This is a genomic window from Enterobacter cloacae complex sp. HYC042_NIDB (assembly GCF_056673315.1).
The window spans coordinates 2,999,549-3,017,739 of the sequence record NZ_CP109650.1 but is presented as its reverse complement, the minus strand read 5'-3'; the positions used below and the strand labels follow the sequence as shown (position 1 = coordinate 3,017,739).

Sequence of the window (18,191 nt, the reverse complement as noted above, 5' to 3'; positions counted from 1 at the left end):
ACTGATAGCGTCATTATAATGACGCCTGTTCATGCCTGCGCTTGTTGGCAACGTCCGTTGTAATCAGGAAATTTCATGGAAAATCAACCTAAGTTGAATAGCAGTAAAGAAGTTATCGCATTTCTGGCCGAGCGTTTCCCTCAGTGCTTCAGCGCGGAAGGTGAAGCACGTCCCCTGAAAGTCGGTATTTTTCAGGATCTGGTAGCGCGTGTTGAAGGGGAAATGAACCTCAGCAAAACTCAGCTGCGTTCTGCCTTACGTCTTTATACTTCGAGCTGGCGTTACCTGTACGGTATCAAACCGGGCGCGACCCGCGTGGATCTCGACGGCAACCCTTGTGGCGAGCTGGACGAGCAGCACGTAGAACACGCGCGCAAGCAGCTGGAAGAAGCCAAAGCACGCGTTCAGGCACAACGTGCAGAACAGCAGGCGAAAAAACGCGAAGCCGCAGCGGCAAACGGCCAGGAAGAAGCGCCTCGTCGTGAGCGTAAACCACGTCCTGCGCCGCGTCGTCACGACAATAACGATCGCAAACCGCGTGCAGACAAACCAGCAGCGAAAGCCCCTCGTGCGCCTCGTGAAGAGCAGCGCCATACTCCGGTTTCTGACATTAACGCCCTGAGCGTGGGTCAGGCTCTGAAAGTAAAAGCGGGCAACAACGCAATGGACGCCACCGTACTGGAAATCACCAAAGATGGCGTTCGTGTACAGCTGACTTCTGGTATGTCAATGATTGTACGCGCAGAACACTTGTTGTTCTGAAACGGAGGCCAAGCCTGGCATGAACACTTTTTTTAAGCTCACCGCGCTGGCGGGCCTGTTTGCCATAACAGGTCACGCTTTCGCAGTGGACGATATCACGCGTGTTGATCAAATTCCGGTACTCAAGGAAGAGACGCAGCACGCGACGGTAAGCGAGCGTGTAACCTCTCGCTTTACCCGCTCGCACTATCGTCAGTTCGATCTCGATCAGGCCTTTTCGGCCAAAATCTTTGACCGCTATCTGAACTTGCTGGATTACAGCCATAACGTTTTGCTCGCCAGCGATGTCGAGCAGTTCGCTAAGCGCAAATCCGAGGTGGGTGATGAGCTGCGGTCAGGCAAGCTGGATCTGTTCTACGATCTCTACAACCTGTCGCAAAAGCGCCGCTTTGAACGCTATCAGTACGCGCTGAAAGTGCTTGAACGTCCAATGGACTTCACCGGCAACGACACCTTTAACCTCGATCGCAGCAAAGCGCCCTGGCCGAAAGACGAAGCCGAGCTGAACGCGCTGTGGGATGGAAAGGTCAAATACGACGAGCTAAGCCTCAAGCTGACCGGCAAAGATGAAAAAGAGATCCGCGACACGCTGACGCGTCGTTACAAATTTGCCATTCGCCGTCTGGCGCAGACCAACAGTGAAGATGTTTTCTCGCTGGCGATGACCGCCTTTGCGCACGAAATCGATCCGCACACCAACTATCTCTCTCCACGCAATACCGAACAGTTCAATACTGAGATGAGCCTGTCTCTGGAAGGTATTGGCGCGGTACTGCAAATGGATGATGACTACACGGTGATCAACTCCATGGTCGCGGGCGGCCCGGCATCCAAAAGCAAAGCGATAAGCGTAGGCGATCGCATTGTGGGGGTAGGACAAACCGGTCAGAGCATGGTTGATGTCATTGGCTGGCGTCTGGACGATGTGGTTGCGCTGATCAAAGGTCCGAAAGGCAGCAAAGTTCGTCTGGAAATTCTGCCTGCTGGTAAAGGCACCAAAACCCGTATCGTGACCCTGACCCGCGAGCGTATCCGTCTGGAAGACCGCGCGGTGAAAATGTCGGTGAAAACCGTGGGTAAAGAGAAGGTGGGTGTCCTGGATATCCCTGGCTTCTACGTGGGGCTGACCGACGATGTAAAAGTTCAGCTGCAGAAACTTGAGAAGCAGAACGTGAGCAGCGTCATCATCGACCTGCGCACGAACGGTGGCGGTGCGCTGACCGAAGCGGTGTCGCTCTCAGGCCTGTTTATCCCGTCTGGCCCGGTTGTACAGGTGCGTGATAACAACGGTAAAGTTCGTGAAGATGCTGATAACGACGGTGTGGTCTATTACAAAGGCCCGCTGGTGGTCCTGGTTGACCGCTTCAGCGCGTCCGCATCTGAAATCTTTGCCGCTGCAATGCAGGACTATGGCCGCGCGCTAATCGTGGGTGAGCCCACCTTCGGCAAAGGTACTGTTCAGCAGTATCGCTCGCTGAATCGTATTTACGATCAGATGCTGCGTCCGGAATGGCCTGCGCTGGGCTCCGTTCAGTACACCATTCAGAAGTTCTACCGCGTTAACGGCGGCAGTACGCAGCGTAAAGGCGTAACGCCGGATATCATGATGCCGACCGGCACGGAAGAGACCGAAACCGGCGAGAAGTTTGAAGATAACGCGTTGCCGTGGGACAGCATAAATGCTGCGACATTCGTGAAGGCAGGTGATATGACGCAGTTTGGCCCTGAGCTGCTGAAAGCGCATAATGAACGCATCGCGAAAGACCCGGAATTCCAGTACATCATGAAGGACATTGCGCGTTTCAATGCCCTGAAAGATAAGCGGAATATTGTTTCTCTGAACTACGCTCAGCGTGAAAAAGAGAACAACGAGGACGACGCAACGCGTCTGGCGCGTATCAACGATCGCTTCAAGCGAGAAGGTAAGCCTCTGCTCAAGAAACTGGACGATCTGCCAAAAGATTACCAGGAGCCGGATCCGTACCTGGACGAGACGGTGCATATCGCGCTCGACCTGGCGAATCTGGAAAAAGAGAAGCCTGCCGTACAGCCCGCTCCGGCAAAATAATCTCCCAACAGGCACAAGAAATTGTGCCTGTTTCTTTTTGTTCTGCATCCTTCCGTCAGGCTGATTTCCAATTGTGTAAAGTTGTGTCTTTCTGGTGACTTACGCCCACCGGATGCTTGAAAATAGCCGTAATACCCATACGATGTGGGTAATCGCATAGTGCGTTTTGTTAAACTGAGGTTAAAAGAAAATTATGATGCGAATCGCGCTCTTCCTGCTCACCAACCTGGCGGTGATGGTGGTTTTCGGGCTAGTGCTAAGCCTGACGGGAATTCAGTCGAGCAGCGTTCAGGGTCTGTTGATTATGGCGCTGCTGTTTGGTTTTGGTGGCTCTTTCATTTCCCTGCTGATGTCAAAGTGGATGGCGCTGAAATCCGTAGGCGGTGAGGTGATTGAACAGCCGCGTAACGATATGGAACAGTGGCTGATGAATACGGTGGCACAGCAGTCTAAGCAGGCAGGCATTGCGATGCCGCAGGTTGCTATTTACCATGCCCCGGATATTAACGCGTTTGCTACGGGTGCCCGTCGTGATGCGTCGCTGGTTGCCGTGAGCACCGGGTTGTTGCAGAACATGAGCCGTGACGAAGCCGAAGCGGTTATCGCGCACGAAATCAGCCATATCGCCAACGGTGACATGGTGACCATGACCCTGATTCAGGGTGTGGTGAACACCTTCGTTATCTTCATCTCCCGTATCCTGGCGCAGATTGCGGCTGGCTTCATGGGTGGCAACCGTGATGAAGGTGAAGAGAGCAACGGTAATCCGCTGATCTACTTCGCCGTATCGATGGTGCTGGAACTGGTGTTCGGTATTCTGGCCAGCATTATCACCATGTGGTTCTCCCGTCACCGTGAGTTCCATGCGGATGCCGGTTCAGCGAAGCTGGTAGGGCGTGAAAAGATGATTGCCGCCCTGCAGCGTCTGAAAACCAGCTATGAGCCGCAGGAAGCGAACAGCATGATGGCCTTCTGCATCAACGGCAAATCAAAGTCGCTGAGCGAGCTGTTTATGTCTCACCCGCCGCTGGATAAACGTATTGAAGCGCTGCGCAGTGGAGAATACCTGAAGTAACGCTAAGCGCTTAAATAAGCCGGGCAGGAGAAGACTCCGCCCGGCTTTTTTTATGCCTGAACGCCGGGTTGGGTCACGCGCAATCCGCTGACGATGGCTGCAAGGGTGGCAAGGGCGCCTGCGGTGAGAAGCGCAACGTGGTTGCCGTTTTGCCCGGCAAGGTTAAACATCAGGGCAACCAGCGCCGCACCGGTGCTTTGCCCCAGCAGACGCGCGGTCCCCAACATGCCGCTGGCCCCTCCGCTGCGGTGGCGCGGCGCAGAGGTAATAATGGTGTGGTTGTTGGGGGACTGAAACAGGCCAAACCCGGCTCCGCACAGAATCATGCGCCAGATGATGTCCAGATCCCCTGGCGATGATGGAAGCAGCGCCAGCGCGAAAAGACCTGTTGCCATCACGGCCAGCCCCACCGCGCCCAACAAACCGGCATGTACACGTTCTATTAAATAACCTGCCAGGGGTGCCATCACCATCGTCGCCAGCGGCCAGGGGGTTAACAGCAGCCCGGTCTCCACTTCGGAACGTCCTATCACGCTTTGCAGGAAGAAGGGCAGAGAAACCAGAGCCAGCATCTGGGCGCAGAATGAGCAGACGGAGGTGCAGATGGAAAGCGAAAAGAGGGGAATACGCAGCAGATCGACCGGCAGTAAGGGCACCGGCAGGGAAAGCTGGCGGCGAACAAAGAAGAAGCCCGTCACCAGCAGGGCAACAAGCTCCACGGCGGTTAGCATCAGGGATTGACCCTGCGCAAAACCGCTCAGGGCGGTAATCAGTAGACCAAAGGTGAGCGCATTCATCACCGCGCTTGCTACGTCAAAGCGCGGCATGGTGCTTTTCGGGCCGTTAGCGGGGAGAAATTGCAGGGCAAAGAAGATGGCCACGATACCCAGCGGCACGTTTATGGCGAACAGCCACTGCCACGAGGCGACAGAAAGAATGGCCGCTGCAATCGTTGGCCCGGCGGCAGAAGAGACCGCGACAATAAACGAATTTATCCCCATGCCGCGGCCCAGATGGCGGTGCGGATAGATTAAGCGGATTAGCGCCGTATTGACGCTCATCAGCGCCGCGCCGCCAAAACCTTGCGCGATGCGCGCCAGCGTCAGCGTATGCAGAGAGTCCGAAAGGGCGCACAGCAGTGATGTAAAGGTAAATACCACCAGCCCGCACTGATATACCCGACGGTAGCCGAACATATCGCCCAGAAAAGAGAAGGAGAGCAGGGAAACCACAATCGCAATCTGATAGGCGTTAACAATCCATATCGAACTGGCCGGGGATGCATGCAGATCGGTGGCAATGGTGGGAAGGGCAACGTTCGCAATCGCGCCGTCAAGAACGGCCATTGAGATACCAATAATAATCGTAGCGATAGCGCCATACCGCTGGGGCAAAGGCAGACCATCGGAAAGGTTCTTTTCCATCGGGGATAAATAGCTCAGAGTGAAATTATTCTCAGGGTAACTATTTTAGCATCGTTAACACCGTTTTATGTCGCAGATTTGTAACGAAGTAAACGCGGATTGATTGCAGGTAACATGACGGGAATTTATAATAAAAACCGGTTCTGATTTTTATAAAACACTCTCTATGAGGTGGTAAATGGCAATTGCGGATTTGGATAAACAGCCAGATTCAGTTTCTTCCGTGCTGAAGGTGTTTGGCATCTTACAGGCGCTCGGGGAAGAGCGTGAAATTGGTATCACAGAGTTGTCACAGCGCGTGATGATGTCGAAAAGCACCGTTTACCGCTTTTTGCAAACCATGAAATCACTGGGTTACGTTGCACAGGAAGGCGAATCTGAAAAATATTCTCTGACGCTGAAACTGTTTGAACTGGGTGCCCGGGCATTGCAAAACGTGGATCTGATCCGTAGCGCGGATATTCAGATGCGCGAGATCTCCCGCCTGACCAAGGAGACTATCCACCTGGGCGCGCTGGATGAAGACAGTATTGTTTACATCCATAAAATTGACTCCATGTATAACCTGCGTATGTATTCGCGCATTGGTCGTCGCAACCCGCTTTACAGCACGGCAATCGGTAAGGTTCTGCTGGCGTGGCGCGATCGTGAAGAAGTTAAACAGATCCTCGATGGCGTGGAGTACAAACGCAGCACAGAACGCACCATTACTAACACCGATGAGTTATTAACGGTGCTCGACAAGGTGCGTGAGCAAGGGTACGGCGAAGATAACGAAGAGCAGGAAGAAGGGCTGCGCTGTATTGGCGTTCCGGTGTTTGACCGTTTTGGCGTCGTGATCGCGGGGTTGAGCATCTCTTTCCCAACGCTTCGCTTCTCGGAAGAGCGCCTGCACGAGTACGTGGCTATTCTGCATACCGCCGCGCGTAAGATTTCTGAACAGATGGGTTACCACGACTATCCGTTCTAACCCCGGTTAGCATAAAAAACGCCGCATCTTTGCGGCGTTTTTTATTCGTCGTTAACGCTGTGGCTCAGCCATTATCAATCACGACGGAGGTCTTACGCAGTACCGGGCAGTTGGTTAACCCAATGATCCCGCTATCAGAATGGAGATACTGCGCCGTGCTGACTCCCTGTGCTGTTAAATACTTACATTGAATGCCTAACCCTGCGGCGTTTTCGGTGCTCCCCACCAGCACGCCATAACCCGTTAAAAGAAGGCCAATCCAGAGTATCGCCAGTGCAACAATTGTACGAATAATTAAGCGCATTATTACCTCTTTATCATTTTTATCATGATGCTAGCCTAACCGGTTTACGTTATGAAACAAGTGCAGGATTCTGAAAAGAGCCTGATGGCGCTACAGTTAGTCCTTGTTTAAGATAACCGTGATAACCTGGTCATATCAGGTCTGTAAACGGAGTGTGGAGTGAAAAAAATACGCTGGGTGATTCTGATTATCGTGCTGATAGCGTGCGTGGTGTTGTGGACGCAGACTATCAACGTGATGTGCGATCAGGATGTACAGTTTTTTAGCGGCGTTTGCGCAATCAATAAGTTTATTCCGTGGTAGCACGCATTTTTTCTTCAGGTGATTTCCTTCCTTCGCGCCAGTGGTAAAATAGACGTTTTTATTGAGGTGGTGAAATGGGTGAGTTACTGAATTCAGGGCTGCTAAATATGGCATCCCTGACGATCTCTTTGGTTGTTCTGCTGGTGGGGCTGGTCATTTGGTTTTTCGTAAACCGTGCCAGTTCACGTACCAATGAGCAGATCGAACTGCTGGAAGCGCTGCTTGAGCAGCAAAAACGGCAGAATGCACTGTTGCGTCGTCTGTGCGAGGCTAACGAGCCGGAAGAGAAAGAAGCACAAAAAGAAGCGGTCGCTGACGAGAACAACGATCAAGACGATTTTATCCGCCTGGTGGCTGAGCGTTAATCGTATTATTCCGGGAGGTGGCAGTGGTCTGGAAAAATCCTTGGTATGACCCCTCCCTGAAACATCACACCCCAAACGGTTTTCGTAATACTACTTCTGCAGGACACCAGCCTGGCGACCTTGACCGCTGGCGCAAAGAACGCAAAGCAGCAGGCTTACCGAAGCCGCCCGCGTTCGGCTACGATGACTTTATACGGCGGTGGTGGCAACCGGCCGATCTTCAGCAGCCGCAGCAGGATGGGGCGTGGTGGCTCGGACATGCGAGCATACTGCTGCAGCTGGACGGCAATATCCTTCTTACCGATCCCGTTTTTTCAAGGCGCGCTTCGCCACTTCCGTTCTTAGGGCCGCAGCGTAGAACGCCTCCGGCACTCTCTGTCGATCAACTGCACCAGCTTGACGCGGTCGTTATTTCGCATAACCATTACGATCATCTTGATGAACTCACTGTTCGCCACATTCTCAAACGCTTTCCGGACGTTAGCGTGTTTGTTCCTTTAGGCCTGGGCGGCTGGTTTCGCCGCCGGGGCGCAAAACACGTGGTTGAGCTCGACTGGTGGCAGAGTTTTACCTGGCAGGGGATAACATTATCCGCCGTACCGGCGCAGCACTGGAGTATGCGCACGCCCTGGAACCGCAATCGCTCATTGTGGTGTGGCTGGGTCTTTGAAGGGCGGCATCACCGGTTCTGGTTTAGTGGCGATACCGGCTATTCGCCTGAGCTGCTGTTGATACCGGAACGTTTGGGGAAAATTGATGCTGCAGCATTGCCCGTTGGCGCCTATGCTCCACGATGGTTTATGGCCGTACACCATATGGATCCCCAGTCTGCCGTTGCGCTGTGGCAACAGTTAGGTTGCCCGCTGGCGTTCCCTGTTCACTGGGGCGTGTTTGAGCTGGCGGATGAAGCGCTGGATGACCCCATAAAAGAATTAGCTGATGCGCTGGATAATGTAGCACCAGTTAATAGTACTTTCAGGATACTGAAAGTTGGCGAGTATTTACCCTTATAAACGAAGCGATAAATTGTTGCGTATATTGTGTATGTATTCGTCGTCAGGAAAATTTTAATTTTATCGAAACGTTTTGCTTGCCTTGTTTTGATGCAGAGTCATAAAAATTTCATTATTTTGGTGCATAACACTGCTAATTAACTGATGGATTTTAATACAGAAGGGTGCGGATTATTAACATCGTTTTTGGCTGAAACAATACGGTCACGTTACAATGATTTAAGCATAAGTTTTCACAATTTGTTCTAACTCAATCAACGCCAAAGATTTCTTTTCCCGACTGCTGGACGCATTGTAATGATTGAGCTATGTTAAAAAAGTCTTAGATTACAGCGGTTGTGCAAGCAGCGTTGAGTCTGTGTAAGGGAGTATAGCCGTCTGTTTGAGAAGCGCATAATTGTGCAATTCCTTACAGACAGTGTTCGAATTTGTGCGGCGGATCGAGACATGTTTAAAAATGGCTTGCCATATTAAACATAGTGTGTGATAACACGTTTTGGGTCAAACGAGGTACAGTTCTGTTTATGTGTGGCATTTTCAGTAAAGAAGTCCTGAGTAAACACGTTGTCGTTGAATACCGCTTCTCTGCCGAACCTTATATTAGTGCCTCATGCAGTAATGTCTCAGTTTTATCTCAGTTAATGCCTGCGGGCTAAGAAAACACTCTAAGGAATTTTGCAAAATGGCAAAGATTAAAGGTCAAGTTAAGTGGTTCAACGAGTCTAAAGGTTTTGGTTTCATTACTCCTGCTGATGGCAGCAAAGACGTGTTCGTACACTTCTCTGCAATCCAGGGTAACGGCTTCAAAACTCTGGCCGAAGGCCAGAACGTTGAGTTCGAAATTCAGGACGGCCAGAAAGGCCCAGCTGCAGTTAACGTAACTGCTATCTGATCGAACCGCTGCTGACTGGGGCGCATAGCGCTTCACTCTCAGACATAAAGCCTCGCATCATGCGGGGCTTTTTTATTCCCTATCTTTCAAAATATTACTATCTACGGTCTTGTTAGCAACTTGTTGCAAAGCTGCGAGGTTAGTATCACAGTTTCGCCTCCCTAAGCGCATCTTTTCTCGTTAAATCAGAGCGTTGTTTAACAGCCCTGGGGTTCAGGTGAAGAAAAAATTGATATTAACCGCTGGCAATTTCACGCCGGCGCGTTTCGCGCTGCTCTGTTTCGCTATTTTCTGCAGTCTGGCCTTTTTACTTGGCCGCGTTGCCTGGCTACAAATCATCAAACCTGACAATCTGGTGAAGCAGGAAGATATGCGATCCCTCCGTCAGCTGGCGATTGATGCGCCGCGTGGGATGATTATGGATCGTGAAGGCCGACCGCTGGCGGTCAGCGTGCCTGTCCGGGCCGTATGGGCCGATCCTAAAACGGTGTTGGCAAAAGGGGGCGTTGGGTTTGATGAACGCTGGCAGGCGCTGGCGAGCGCGCTGCACCTCTCGTTGAGCACCCTTTCATCACGAATTAACGCCAACCCCCAGGGCCGCTTCATCTACCTGGCGCGTCAGGTCGATCCTGCTCAGGCGAAGTGGATTGATAAGCTCAATTTACCCGGCATTAATTTGCGCGATGAATCCCGCCGCTTTTACCCGGCAGGCCACGTGGCGGCGAACCTGATTGGCTTCACCAATATTGACGGGCAGGGCATTGAAGGGGTGGAGAAAAGCTTCAATACTCAGCTGACCGGTAAAGCGGGTGTCCGACAGGTCCGGGAGGATCGCTACGGGCGCGTGGTTGAAAACCTGACGGAAGTGGCGCCCACGCCGGCACATAACATCCAGTTGAGTATTGACGAGCGGCTGCAAACCATTACCGAAGACGCGCTGGACAATGCCGTCGCCTGGAATAAGGCCGAGTCAGGGGCATCGGTGCTCATTAATATCCCCACCGGGGAAATACTCGCCATGGCGAGCTATCCGGATTTCAATCCCAATAACCGTGAAGGCGCGACGATAAACGATTTTCGCAACCGGGCAATCAGCGATACGTTCGAGCCCGGTTCGACCGTCAAGCCGCTGGTGTTGATGACGGCTCTGCAGCAGGGGCTGGTCCAGCCAGACAGCGTCATTGATACCCACCCGTATACCCTTGACGGGCATCGTATCCGCGACGTGGGTTATTATCCTGAGCTGACCATGACCGGGATCCTGCAAAAATCGAGCGACACCGGCGTATCCCGGCTCTCGCTGGCGATGCCTGTCCAGCATCTTATTGATACCTATCGAAACTTTGGATTTGGCACCAACACGGGGCTGGGCTTAACGGGCGAAAGCGCCGGGCTGTTGCCACAGCGTAAATACTGGAGTCAGCTAGACCGCGCGACTTTTGCCTTTGGCTACGGCCTGATGGTCACACCGCTCCAGCTTGCCCACGTCTACGCGACGATTGGCGGCTTCGGGCTTGAGCGTCCACTCTCCATCACCCGCATCGATCCCCCGGTTATCGGCCACCGCGTCATGCCGGAGGAGATCGCGCATGAAGTGGAGCACATGATGGAAAGCGTCGCGCTGCCCGGCGGCGGGGGCGTTAAGGCCGCCGTTCGCGATTATCGCGTGGCGGTAAAGACCGGGACGGCGAAGAAAATTGATGATAGCGGCAAATATGTCGATAAATACGTCGCCTATACCGCAGGCGTTGCGCCTGCCAGCGACCCGCGTTTCGCCCTGGTGGTGGTGATTAACGATCCACAAAACGGGGCCTACTATGGCGGGGCGGTTTCCGCGCCGGTCTTCAGCGAAATCATGGGCAACGTGCTGCGCCTGGAGAATATCAAACCCGATGGCCTGCCGGCCGGTTCAGACCACCTTATCGTCATGCGGTAATCCAGCCGTTTTATAGCAGGGCGAATAGCGGTACACTTCGCCCTTTGGTTTATCTCCCGGAGTTTCCATGTCCTTCAGCTGTCCCCTTTGCCACGCGCCACTGACGCGCTCAGATAAAAGTTATGCCTGTCCGCAGGGACATCAGTTTGATATGGCGAAAGAAGGTTATGTGAATCTTCTTCCGGTGCAGCACAAGCGCTCCCGCGATCCGGGCGATAGCGCAGAGATGATGCAGGCGCGCAGGGCGTTTCTCGATGCCGGGCACTATCTGCCGCTGCGGGAGACGGTGGCGCAGATGCTGGGTGACTTACTGCCTGATTCGGCGTCCGCCATGCTTGATATCGGCTGCGGGGAAGGGTACTACACCGCACGATTTGCGGATGTGGTGCGGGAGAAGGGGGCCGTGACATTCGGTCTCGACGTGTCGAAAGTGGCGATCCGCGCGGCGGCTAAACGTTACGCTGGCGTGACGTTTTGCGTGGCATCCAGCCACCGGCTGCCGTTTGATAATGCCAGTATGGATGCCGTTATCCGCATCTACGCGCCGTGTAAAGCAGACGAGCTGGCGCGCGTGGTGAAGCCCGGAGGCTGGGTGATAACCGTCACGCCGGGCCCGCGTCACCTGATGGAGCTGAAGGGACTCATTTACGACGAGGTGCGTCTGCATGCCCCACACTCTGAACAGCTGACAGGCTTTACGCTGAAGCAGGAGCATTCAGTGGCGTATGAAATGAATTTGAACGGGGAAGAAGCGGTAGCCCTGCTGCAGATGACGCCGTTCGCGTGGCGGGCAAAGCCGGAAGTATGGGATGCGTTAGCGGCTCGGACGACGTTTGGCTGCCAGACGGATTTCAGTATCCACGTCTGGCAGCGCGACGCTTAAGGCGCGAAGTGTGCCCAGAGGATCTGGGCACCAATGCCGATCAGCACAATTCCGCCTAAGATCTCGGCGCGTTTACCCAGCAGCGGGCCGATAAACCGACCGACCATCATGCCCAGCGTGGACATAATTAGCGTTGCACAGCCAATGGCCAGCGCGGTGGCGATAATATTGACCTGCAGGAATGCCAGACCCACCCCGACGGCCATGGCGTCCAGGCTGGTGGCAATTGCCGTGGTGACCAGAAGCCAGAAACCGTGGCGGTGCAGCGGTGCTTCATCTTCATCATCATTCCCGCGAAAACCTTCAATCATCATTCGGCCTCCGAGAAACACCAGCAGGACGAACGCAATCCAGTGGTTCCACTCCAGCACGAACTGGCTGGCGAGCATGCCCAAACCCCAGCCGATGAGCGGCGTCAGCGTTTCGATGGCACCAAAGATCAGACCGGTGCGCAGAGCTTCAGTGAATTTAGGTTTGTGGAGCGTGGCGCCTTTGCCGATGGAGGCGGCAAATGCATCCATGGACATGCCAAAAGCGAGAAGGATCGTAGCGGAGATGTTCATAAGAGCGTCCAGACCGGGGATATCCATATGACACATCACTGCCCCCAGTAAACAGCAGTTGATGTATCTATGGTCTCGCCTGATCTCTTTTGCACGGTAAGCGTGCTGAAAGCGATCCGTACGCGCCACGTTTTTCAACGAGTATGTTGACGCGTACATTTCCTGCGTGCAGGAAATCGGCTACTCCCCAACGACGGGCGCAACCTTAACATATTTTGAGAATATAAAACAACAACGAGCAAGGCTTAATTTATCTGCGTCTTTGATAACGATTTTCATTTAGGTTTGTGCGTGAAAATATCGTTAATAAATATAAGTCAAAGAGGAGAGAAGATATAGCAACGGCTATATTCTTTGCGAAAGAATATCACAATATATAGCCGAGGTTATAATGTTAAATTATTGAGTTTTAACGAGTAATGTGTAGATTTTCTCAAGGTCATCAATATTTTTGACCCGAATGAGCAGGCGGCGCTGTTCTAATTGCATCACTAACACGCCGTCTTCGGATAAATTCATCTCTTTAATGCGGTTATATTCTATCCATAAGTTGGCGAAGAAGAATCCCTGTTTTTTAAAAATGAGTTTTGGCGAGCGGATCCAGAACAGGTAAATCGCCATTAATGCCAGCGCACATAATAACCATGTGGTTAATATTGCACCGTGGCTGGTCACGTTATTGTAAATCAGAATGACCACCAGGCCGGCGAAGATAAATGCATCAATGCGTCCACGGCGTAAGAGGGGAAGGGTCAGCAGCGTCTCGCCGTTACGGCGAGGCATAATGAACTCGTCATAGATCGCGTAAGCCAGAAGGGCAACAATAAACAACACCAGTACGATGTCCGTAACAGTCATTCATCCTCCAGATAAAAAGACCGGGGGCAAGCCCCCGGTCGATAACGCAATGTTTTACAGGCCCAGCAGGCCGACAGCGTAGCCCGCGATACCGATGACGAAGAAGCCAACGATGATCCACAGCGGGTTCACTTTCTTACGCAGCAGCCACATACAGGCGAAGGTCAACAGCAGCGGCACCAGGCCAGGCATCAGCTGGTCCAGAATCGTCTGCACGGTGGTGACGCGGGTTTGACCATCCTGACCGGTGATGGTTGAAACCACCAGCGGGATGTTCACGTGCGTCCACTTGTTAACCAGCGCCCCCATCACAAACAGGCCGAGAATAGACGCCCCCTCGGTCAGTTTCTGCAGGAAGCCGCCGCCCATATCCTTAACGATGTCCACGCCCTTACGGTAGCCGTAGGCCACGCCGTAGTAACGGGTCAGCAGACGTACCGCGTTGAACAGGATAAAGAACAGCAGAGGACCGAGCAGGCTGCCGCTCATCGCGATCCCGGCACCCAGCGCCGCGAAGACCGGACGAACAGTACCCCAGAAGATAGGGTCGCCCACGCCGGCCAGCGGACCCATCAGACCGACTTTGATACCGTTGATGGCACCATCGTCAATCTCCGCGCCGTTCGCACGCTGCTCTTCCATCGCCAGCGTCACGCCCAGAACCGGAGCCGCGACGTAAGGATGGGTGTTGAAGAATTCCAGGTGACGTTTAATCGCCTGACGGCGTGCTTCGTTGTTCTCAGGGTAGAGGCGTTTTATCGCCGGCACCATTGAGAAGCAGAAGCCCAGCGCCTGCATACGTTCGAAGTTCCATGAACCCTGAAACAGGTTAGAACGGATGAACACGCCACGAATATCACCCGGAGTGAGTTTTTTCTCGGTGGTAGTTTTTGTCATATCAACCATTTCGCTCACCTGTTAGTCCAGTTCGTTATCGAGATCGTTGTTACCAGCAGCCTGCGCTGGGGCACCCGCAACACGGTTGTATTTCGGGCTGAGCTGGATGTAGAGAATCGCCATCACGGCACCAATCACGCCCAGCGCAACCAGGTTGAAGTTGGTGAATGCTGCGGTGACGAAGCCGAGGTAGAAGAACGGCATCAGGTAGCCCGCGCGCATCATGTTGATGACCATCGCGTAACCTACCACGACGATCATACCGCCCGCGATGTTCAGACCGCTGGTGACCACTTCAGGAATCGCGTTCAGCATGCCCTGAACTTCACTGGTGCCGACAGAGATCGCAACGATAACCGCCGGGATTGCGATACGCATCGCCTGCAGGAACAGGGACGACACGTGGATCCAGGAGAGTGCCGTGAGGTTGCCGTTCTCGGCCGCCTTATCCGCCGCGTGCTGGAAGGCCACGGTGATGGTACGAACGATGATGGTCAGCACCTGGCCTGCTGCGGCCAGAGGAATGGCAAGGGCAATACCTGCACCAATACTCTGATGACCGGCAATAACCAGAACGGTTGAGATGATTGAGGCCAGTGCGGCATCAGGCGCAACGGCGGCACCGATGTTCATCCAGCCCAGGGCGATCATTTCCAGCGTACCACCGATGATGATACCGGTTTTCATATCACCCAGAACGGCACCGATCAACGTACAGGCCACCAGAGGGCGGTGGAACTGAAATTCATCAAGTACGGATTCCATACCCGCAATACACGCGACGATGAACACCAGCACAATCTGAAGAGTGGTAATCTCCATTGTACTTCTCCTATAACATAAGCTTTATGTGAAAAACCGGCGCGGGCTTATTTCCCAACTTTACCGATCAAATCCATCATTTTCAGTTTCTGGTCAGTGGAAACCTTACGGGCTTCCAGCTCAATACCGCGGGCATTCAGCTTGTTGAACGCCTCGATATCTTTCGCATCAACTGAAATCGCGTTGTTGACCTGCGTTTTGCCCTGACGGAAAGCCATACCGCCGATGTTCACGGAGGTGATTTTCACGCCGCCTTCAACAATGCGCTCGACGTCTGTCGGGTTAGTAAACAGGAGCATCACGCGTTCACCCGCGTATTTCGGGTTGTTGTAAACGCGGATCATCTTGGCGACATCCACCACGTGCGCGGTAACGCCCGGTGGTGCAACCTGAGTCAGAAGGGTTTTACGGACAGTGTCGGCGGCCACTTCGTCACTGACCACGATGATACGCTGTACGTTGGTCTCTTTGGTCCAGCGAGTCGCAACCTGTCCGTGAATCAGACGGTCATCAATACGCGCCAGGCCGATAACCATGTAATCGTTCGGTCCCATCGGTTTTGCCGGTGCCGCTGCTTTCGGTGCCGCCGCAGCCGGGGCAGGGGCGGGTTTTTCAACCGGCTGAGCCTTCAGGGCTTTCACCCCTTCGCGGCCGGTTTCAACGGCCAGCGCGACCAGCTCATCGAAGCCTGGGTTGTCGTCGCGTGCCATAAAGGTTTCCACCAGCATGGGAATGTTTACCCCGGCGACGACTTCATAATGCTCTTTATCGACGACAATGCGGCTGGCAGCATTAAACGGACTGCCGCCCCATGTATCGACGAGAAACAGCACGCCTTTGCTGGTATCCAGCTTCGCGAGTTGAGCGTTGTACTTCTCAATCAGCGTCTCGGCATTTTCACCGGGAACGAAATCGATCCAGCCGACGTTTTCCTGCTCGCCCAACAGCATCTCTGCCGTTTTGAGTAGCTGCTCAGCAGCCCAACCATGTGTGCCTATGACAATAGCAATGGTCACTTGCTACCTCCTTTTATTATCATTAATACGCCTGCCGGGCAGACGTACTGAGAATCGTATTGGCGAACCGAATCGATTCAGATAAGGGTTAGAGTTCAAAAAACTAAGACTTCCGCGAATTATTTTAGATAGTGAAAAAATAATTTATGTGATGAAGATCCGTAATTTAGCCACGCGTTACAGAATTATCTGTAGCGTATAGCCGCTGTGTTACAGAACTTTGCAAAGGAACGTAAATCTTTGCTAAAAACACAGTCTCTCTGATATGTTTAGCCTCCGTTTACTTGTTCAGGAGTATAGGGCTACAGCCCACTATATGGACCGTCACCGACGTCAGTCATCTACCAGGCCATTCCGCGCCTTTTTCACCGGCGAACCACGCCACGTATCAACTCTGTCTGCCTCTTATTTGCCCACGTTGAGTGGGGCACCGTTTTGTCATTCCTTTAGCAGGAGCTTGTCATGGAATTCTTAATGGACCCGTCAATCTGGGTGGGACTGCTCACGCTGGTGGTGCTGGAGATCGTTCTCGGCATCGATAACCTGGTATTTATCGCCATCCTTGCGGACAAGCTGCCGCCAAAACAGCGTGATAAAGCGCGTCTGATTGGACTCTCGCTGGCGCTGGTCATGCGACTGGGGCTGCTCTCCGTGATCTCGTGGATGGTCACGCTGACCAAACCGCTGTTCTCCGTCATGGATTACACCTTCTCCGGCCGTGATTTGATCATGCTAATCGGGGGGATATTCCTGCTCTTCAAAGCGACAACAGAGCTGCATGAACGGCTGGAGAACCGTCAGCACGACGATGGTCACGGTAAGGGCTACGCCAGCTTCTGGGTCGTGGTGCTGCAAATTGTGGTGCTGGATGCAGTCTTCTCGCTGGATGCGGTGATTACCGCGGTCGGTATGGTGAACCACCTGCCGGTGATGATGGCGGCCGTCGTGATTGCGATGGCGGTGATGCTGCTGGCCTCGAAACCGCTGACGCGCTTCGTCAATCAGCATCCGACGGTGGTCGTGCTCTGTCTGAGCTTCCTGCTGATGATTGGTTTGAGCCTGGTGGCGGAAGGTTTCGGCTTCCATATTCCGAAAGGCTACCTGTACGCCGCGATTGGCTTCTCGATCCTGATCGAACTGTTCAACCAGATTGCGCGCCGTAACTTTATTAAGCAGCAGTCAAATCAGCCGCTGCGTGCCCGTACAGCGGACGCCATTCTGCGCCTGATGGGCGGACGCCGTCAGGTGAACGTCCAGTCTGACCCTGAAAACCGTAACCCGGTGCCGGTTCCGGAAGGGGCGTTTGTGGAAGAAGAACGCTACATGATTAACGGCGTGCTCTCCCTGGCCTCCCGCTCGCTGCGCGGCATCATGACGCCGCGCGGGGAAATTAGCTGGGTCGATGCGAACCTGAGCGTTGATGAAATTCGTCAGCAATTGCTCTCATCTCCGCACAGCCTGTTCCCGGTATGCCGCGGTGAGCTGGATGAAATCATCGGCGTGGTTCGGGCGAAAGAGATGCTGGTGGCGCTGGAAGAGGGCGTCAACGTGGAGGCCATTGCAGCTTCGTCGCCGGCGATTGTCGTACCGGAAACGCTGGATCCGATCAACCTGCTGGGCGTATTGCGTCGCGCGCGCGGTAGCTTTGTTATCGTCACCAACGAGTTTGGTGTGGTACAGGGGCTGGTGACGCCGCTGGACGTGCTTGAAGCGATTGCCGGTGAATTCCCGGATGAAGACGAAACGCCTGAGATTGTGGCCGACGGCGAAGGCTGGCTGGTCAAAGGTGCGACCGACCTGCACGCGCTCTCGCATACGCTGGGGCTGGAAAACGTGGTTAATGATGAAGAAGACATCGCAACCGTGGCGGGGCTGGTTATCGCCGTAAACGGTCAGATCCCGCGCGTCGGGGATGTGATCGAGCTTCCTCCATTGCACATCACTATCGTTGAAGCTAACGACTACCGCGTCGATCTGGTCCGCATTGTTAAAGAACAATCTGCACACGACGAAGACGAATAAGTCTGCTTAACGGGTACG

At 53.5% G+C, this 18,191-nt stretch carries 18 protein-coding genes, 1 pseudogene and 1 riboswitch; of the genes and pseudogenes, 12 read left to right on the top strand and 7 right to left on the bottom strand.

The annotated features are described in order from the left end of the window. Positions 1–75: 75 nt before the first annotated feature. From proQ to htpX, 3 genes are all read left to right on the top strand, one after another. Complete coding sequence (proQ, locus tag OKF39_RS14495) at positions 76–762, top strand: RNA chaperone ProQ (RefSeq protein WP_028013543.1); 687 nt, start codon at positions 76–78, stop codon at positions 760–762. A gap of 19 nt (positions 763–781) precedes the next feature. Then, positions 782–2,830: a carboxy terminal-processing peptidase gene (prc, locus tag OKF39_RS14490; RefSeq protein WP_028013542.1), complete on the top strand. Its 2,049-nt coding sequence runs from the start codon at positions 782–784 to the stop codon at positions 2,828–2,830. Between the two features lie 193 nt (positions 2,831–3,023). After that, positions 3,024–3,905 carry a protease HtpX gene (gene htpX / locus OKF39_RS14485; RefSeq protein WP_010432647.1) on the top strand — a complete coding sequence of 294 codons (882 nt, stop codon included), beginning with the start codon at positions 3,024–3,026 and terminating at the stop codon, positions 3,903–3,905. 50 nt (positions 3,906–3,955) lie between these two features. On the opposite strand, the gene OKF39_RS14480 is transcribed toward htpX, so the two are convergent. Then, positions 3,956–5,329, bottom strand: a complete 1,374-nt coding sequence (locus OKF39_RS14480; protein ID WP_479983082.1) for an MFS transporter — start codon at positions 5,327–5,329, stop codon at positions 3,956–3,958. 178 nt (positions 5,330–5,507) lie between these two features. On the opposite strand from OKF39_RS14480, the gene kdgR reads away from it, so the two are divergent. Next, complete coding sequence (gene kdgR / locus OKF39_RS14475) at positions 5,508–6,299, top strand: DNA-binding transcriptional regulator KdgR (protein WP_014884288.1); 792 nt, start codon at positions 5,508–5,510, stop codon at positions 6,297–6,299. Positions 6,300–6,363: 64 nt separating this feature from the next. On the opposite strand, the gene OKF39_RS14470 is transcribed toward kdgR, so the two are convergent. Beyond that, entirely contained in the window at positions 6,364–6,603 is a 240-nt protein-coding gene (locus OKF39_RS14470) for a YobH family protein (RefSeq protein WP_041909477.1), read from the bottom strand. Between the two features lie 159 nt (positions 6,604–6,762). Here OKF39_RS14470 and mgrB point away from each other — a divergent pair, with 159 nt between their 5' ends. The 7 genes and pseudogenes from mgrB (at position 6,763) to rlmA (ending at position 11,995) form a co-directional block, all read left to right on the top strand. Beyond that, the gene (mgrB, locus tag OKF39_RS14465; protein WP_006175995.1) at positions 6,763–6,906 is read left to right on the top strand and encodes a PhoP/PhoQ regulatory lipoprotein MgrB; all 144 of its coding nucleotides are present in this window, start codon (positions 6,763–6,765) and stop codon (positions 6,904–6,906) included. A gap of 74 nt (positions 6,907–6,980) precedes the next feature. After that, on the top strand, positions 6,981–7,271 hold the full coding sequence (locus OKF39_RS14460; RefSeq protein WP_047364849.1) for a YebO family protein: 291 nt from the start codon (positions 6,981–6,983) through the stop codon (positions 7,269–7,271). A 23-nt stretch (positions 7,272–7,294) separates the two neighbouring features. Continuing rightward, positions 7,295–8,284 (top strand): MBL fold metallo-hydrolase, encoded by a 990-nt coding sequence (locus OKF39_RS14455; protein WP_479983081.1) that lies wholly within the window; start codon positions 7,295–7,297, stop codon positions 8,282–8,284. Between the two features lie 524 nt (positions 8,285–8,808). Next, positions 8,809–8,953 (top strand): annotated as a pseudogene (locus OKF39_RS14450) (DUF2627 domain-containing protein). Positions 8,954–8,966: 13 nt separating this feature from the next. Further along, positions 8,967–9,176: a transcription antiterminator/RNA stability regulator CspE gene (cspE, locus tag OKF39_RS14445; protein WP_001062678.1), complete on the top strand. Its 210-nt coding sequence runs from the start codon at positions 8,967–8,969 to the stop codon at positions 9,174–9,176. 217 nt (positions 9,177–9,393) lie between these two features. After that, on the top strand, positions 9,394–11,112 hold the full coding sequence (gene ftsI, locus OKF39_RS14440; protein ID WP_028013537.1) for a peptidoglycan glycosyltransferase FtsI: 1,719 nt from the start codon (positions 9,394–9,396) through the stop codon (positions 11,110–11,112). Between the two features lie 67 nt (positions 11,113–11,179). Beyond that, the gene (gene rlmA / locus OKF39_RS14435) at positions 11,180–11,995 is read left to right on the top strand and encodes a 23S rRNA (guanine(745)-N(1))-methyltransferase (RefSeq protein WP_214573865.1); all 816 of its coding nucleotides are present in this window, start codon (positions 11,180–11,182) and stop codon (positions 11,993–11,995) included. On the opposite strand, the gene mntP is transcribed toward rlmA, so the two are convergent. The 5 genes from mntP to manX form a co-directional block, all read right to left on the bottom strand. Continuing rightward, positions 11,992–12,558, bottom strand: a complete 567-nt coding sequence (gene mntP / locus OKF39_RS14430) for a manganese efflux pump MntP (RefSeq protein ID WP_041911997.1) — start codon at positions 12,556–12,558, stop codon at positions 11,992–11,994. The two genes, rlmA and mntP, sit on opposite strands and share 4 nt — an antisense overlap. Position 12,559: 1 nt before the next feature. Next, a riboswitch (yybP-ykoY riboswitch) is annotated at positions 12,560–12,759 on the bottom strand. Between the two features lie 198 nt (positions 12,760–12,957). Beyond that, complete coding sequence (locus OKF39_RS14425) at positions 12,958–13,416, bottom strand: DUF986 family protein (protein WP_479983080.1); 459 nt, start codon at positions 13,414–13,416, stop codon at positions 12,958–12,960. 54 nt (positions 13,417–13,470) lie between these two features. Continuing rightward, the gene (locus tag OKF39_RS14420; protein WP_006810994.1) at positions 13,471–14,322 is read right to left on the bottom strand and encodes a PTS mannose transporter subunit IID; all 852 of its coding nucleotides are present in this window, start codon (positions 14,320–14,322) and stop codon (positions 13,471–13,473) included. 12 nt (positions 14,323–14,334) lie between these two features. Beyond that, positions 14,335–15,135 carry a PTS mannose transporter subunit IIC gene (gene manY, locus OKF39_RS14415; protein ID WP_003859914.1) on the bottom strand — a complete coding sequence of 267 codons (801 nt, stop codon included), beginning with the start codon at positions 15,133–15,135 and terminating at the stop codon, positions 14,335–14,337. 47 nt (positions 15,136–15,182) lie between these two features. Continuing rightward, positions 15,183–16,151, bottom strand: a complete 969-nt coding sequence (gene manX / locus OKF39_RS14410) for a PTS mannose transporter subunit IIAB (RefSeq protein ID WP_028013533.1) — start codon at positions 16,149–16,151, stop codon at positions 15,183–15,185. Positions 16,152–16,613: 462 nt separating this feature from the next. On the opposite strand from manX, the gene yoaE reads away from it, so the two are divergent. Further along, positions 16,614–18,173 carry a CNNM family cation transport protein YoaE gene (gene yoaE, locus OKF39_RS14405; protein ID WP_028013532.1) on the top strand — a complete coding sequence of 520 codons (1,560 nt, stop codon included), beginning with the start codon at positions 16,614–16,616 and terminating at the stop codon, positions 18,171–18,173. Positions 18,174–18,191: the final 18 nt, after the last annotated feature.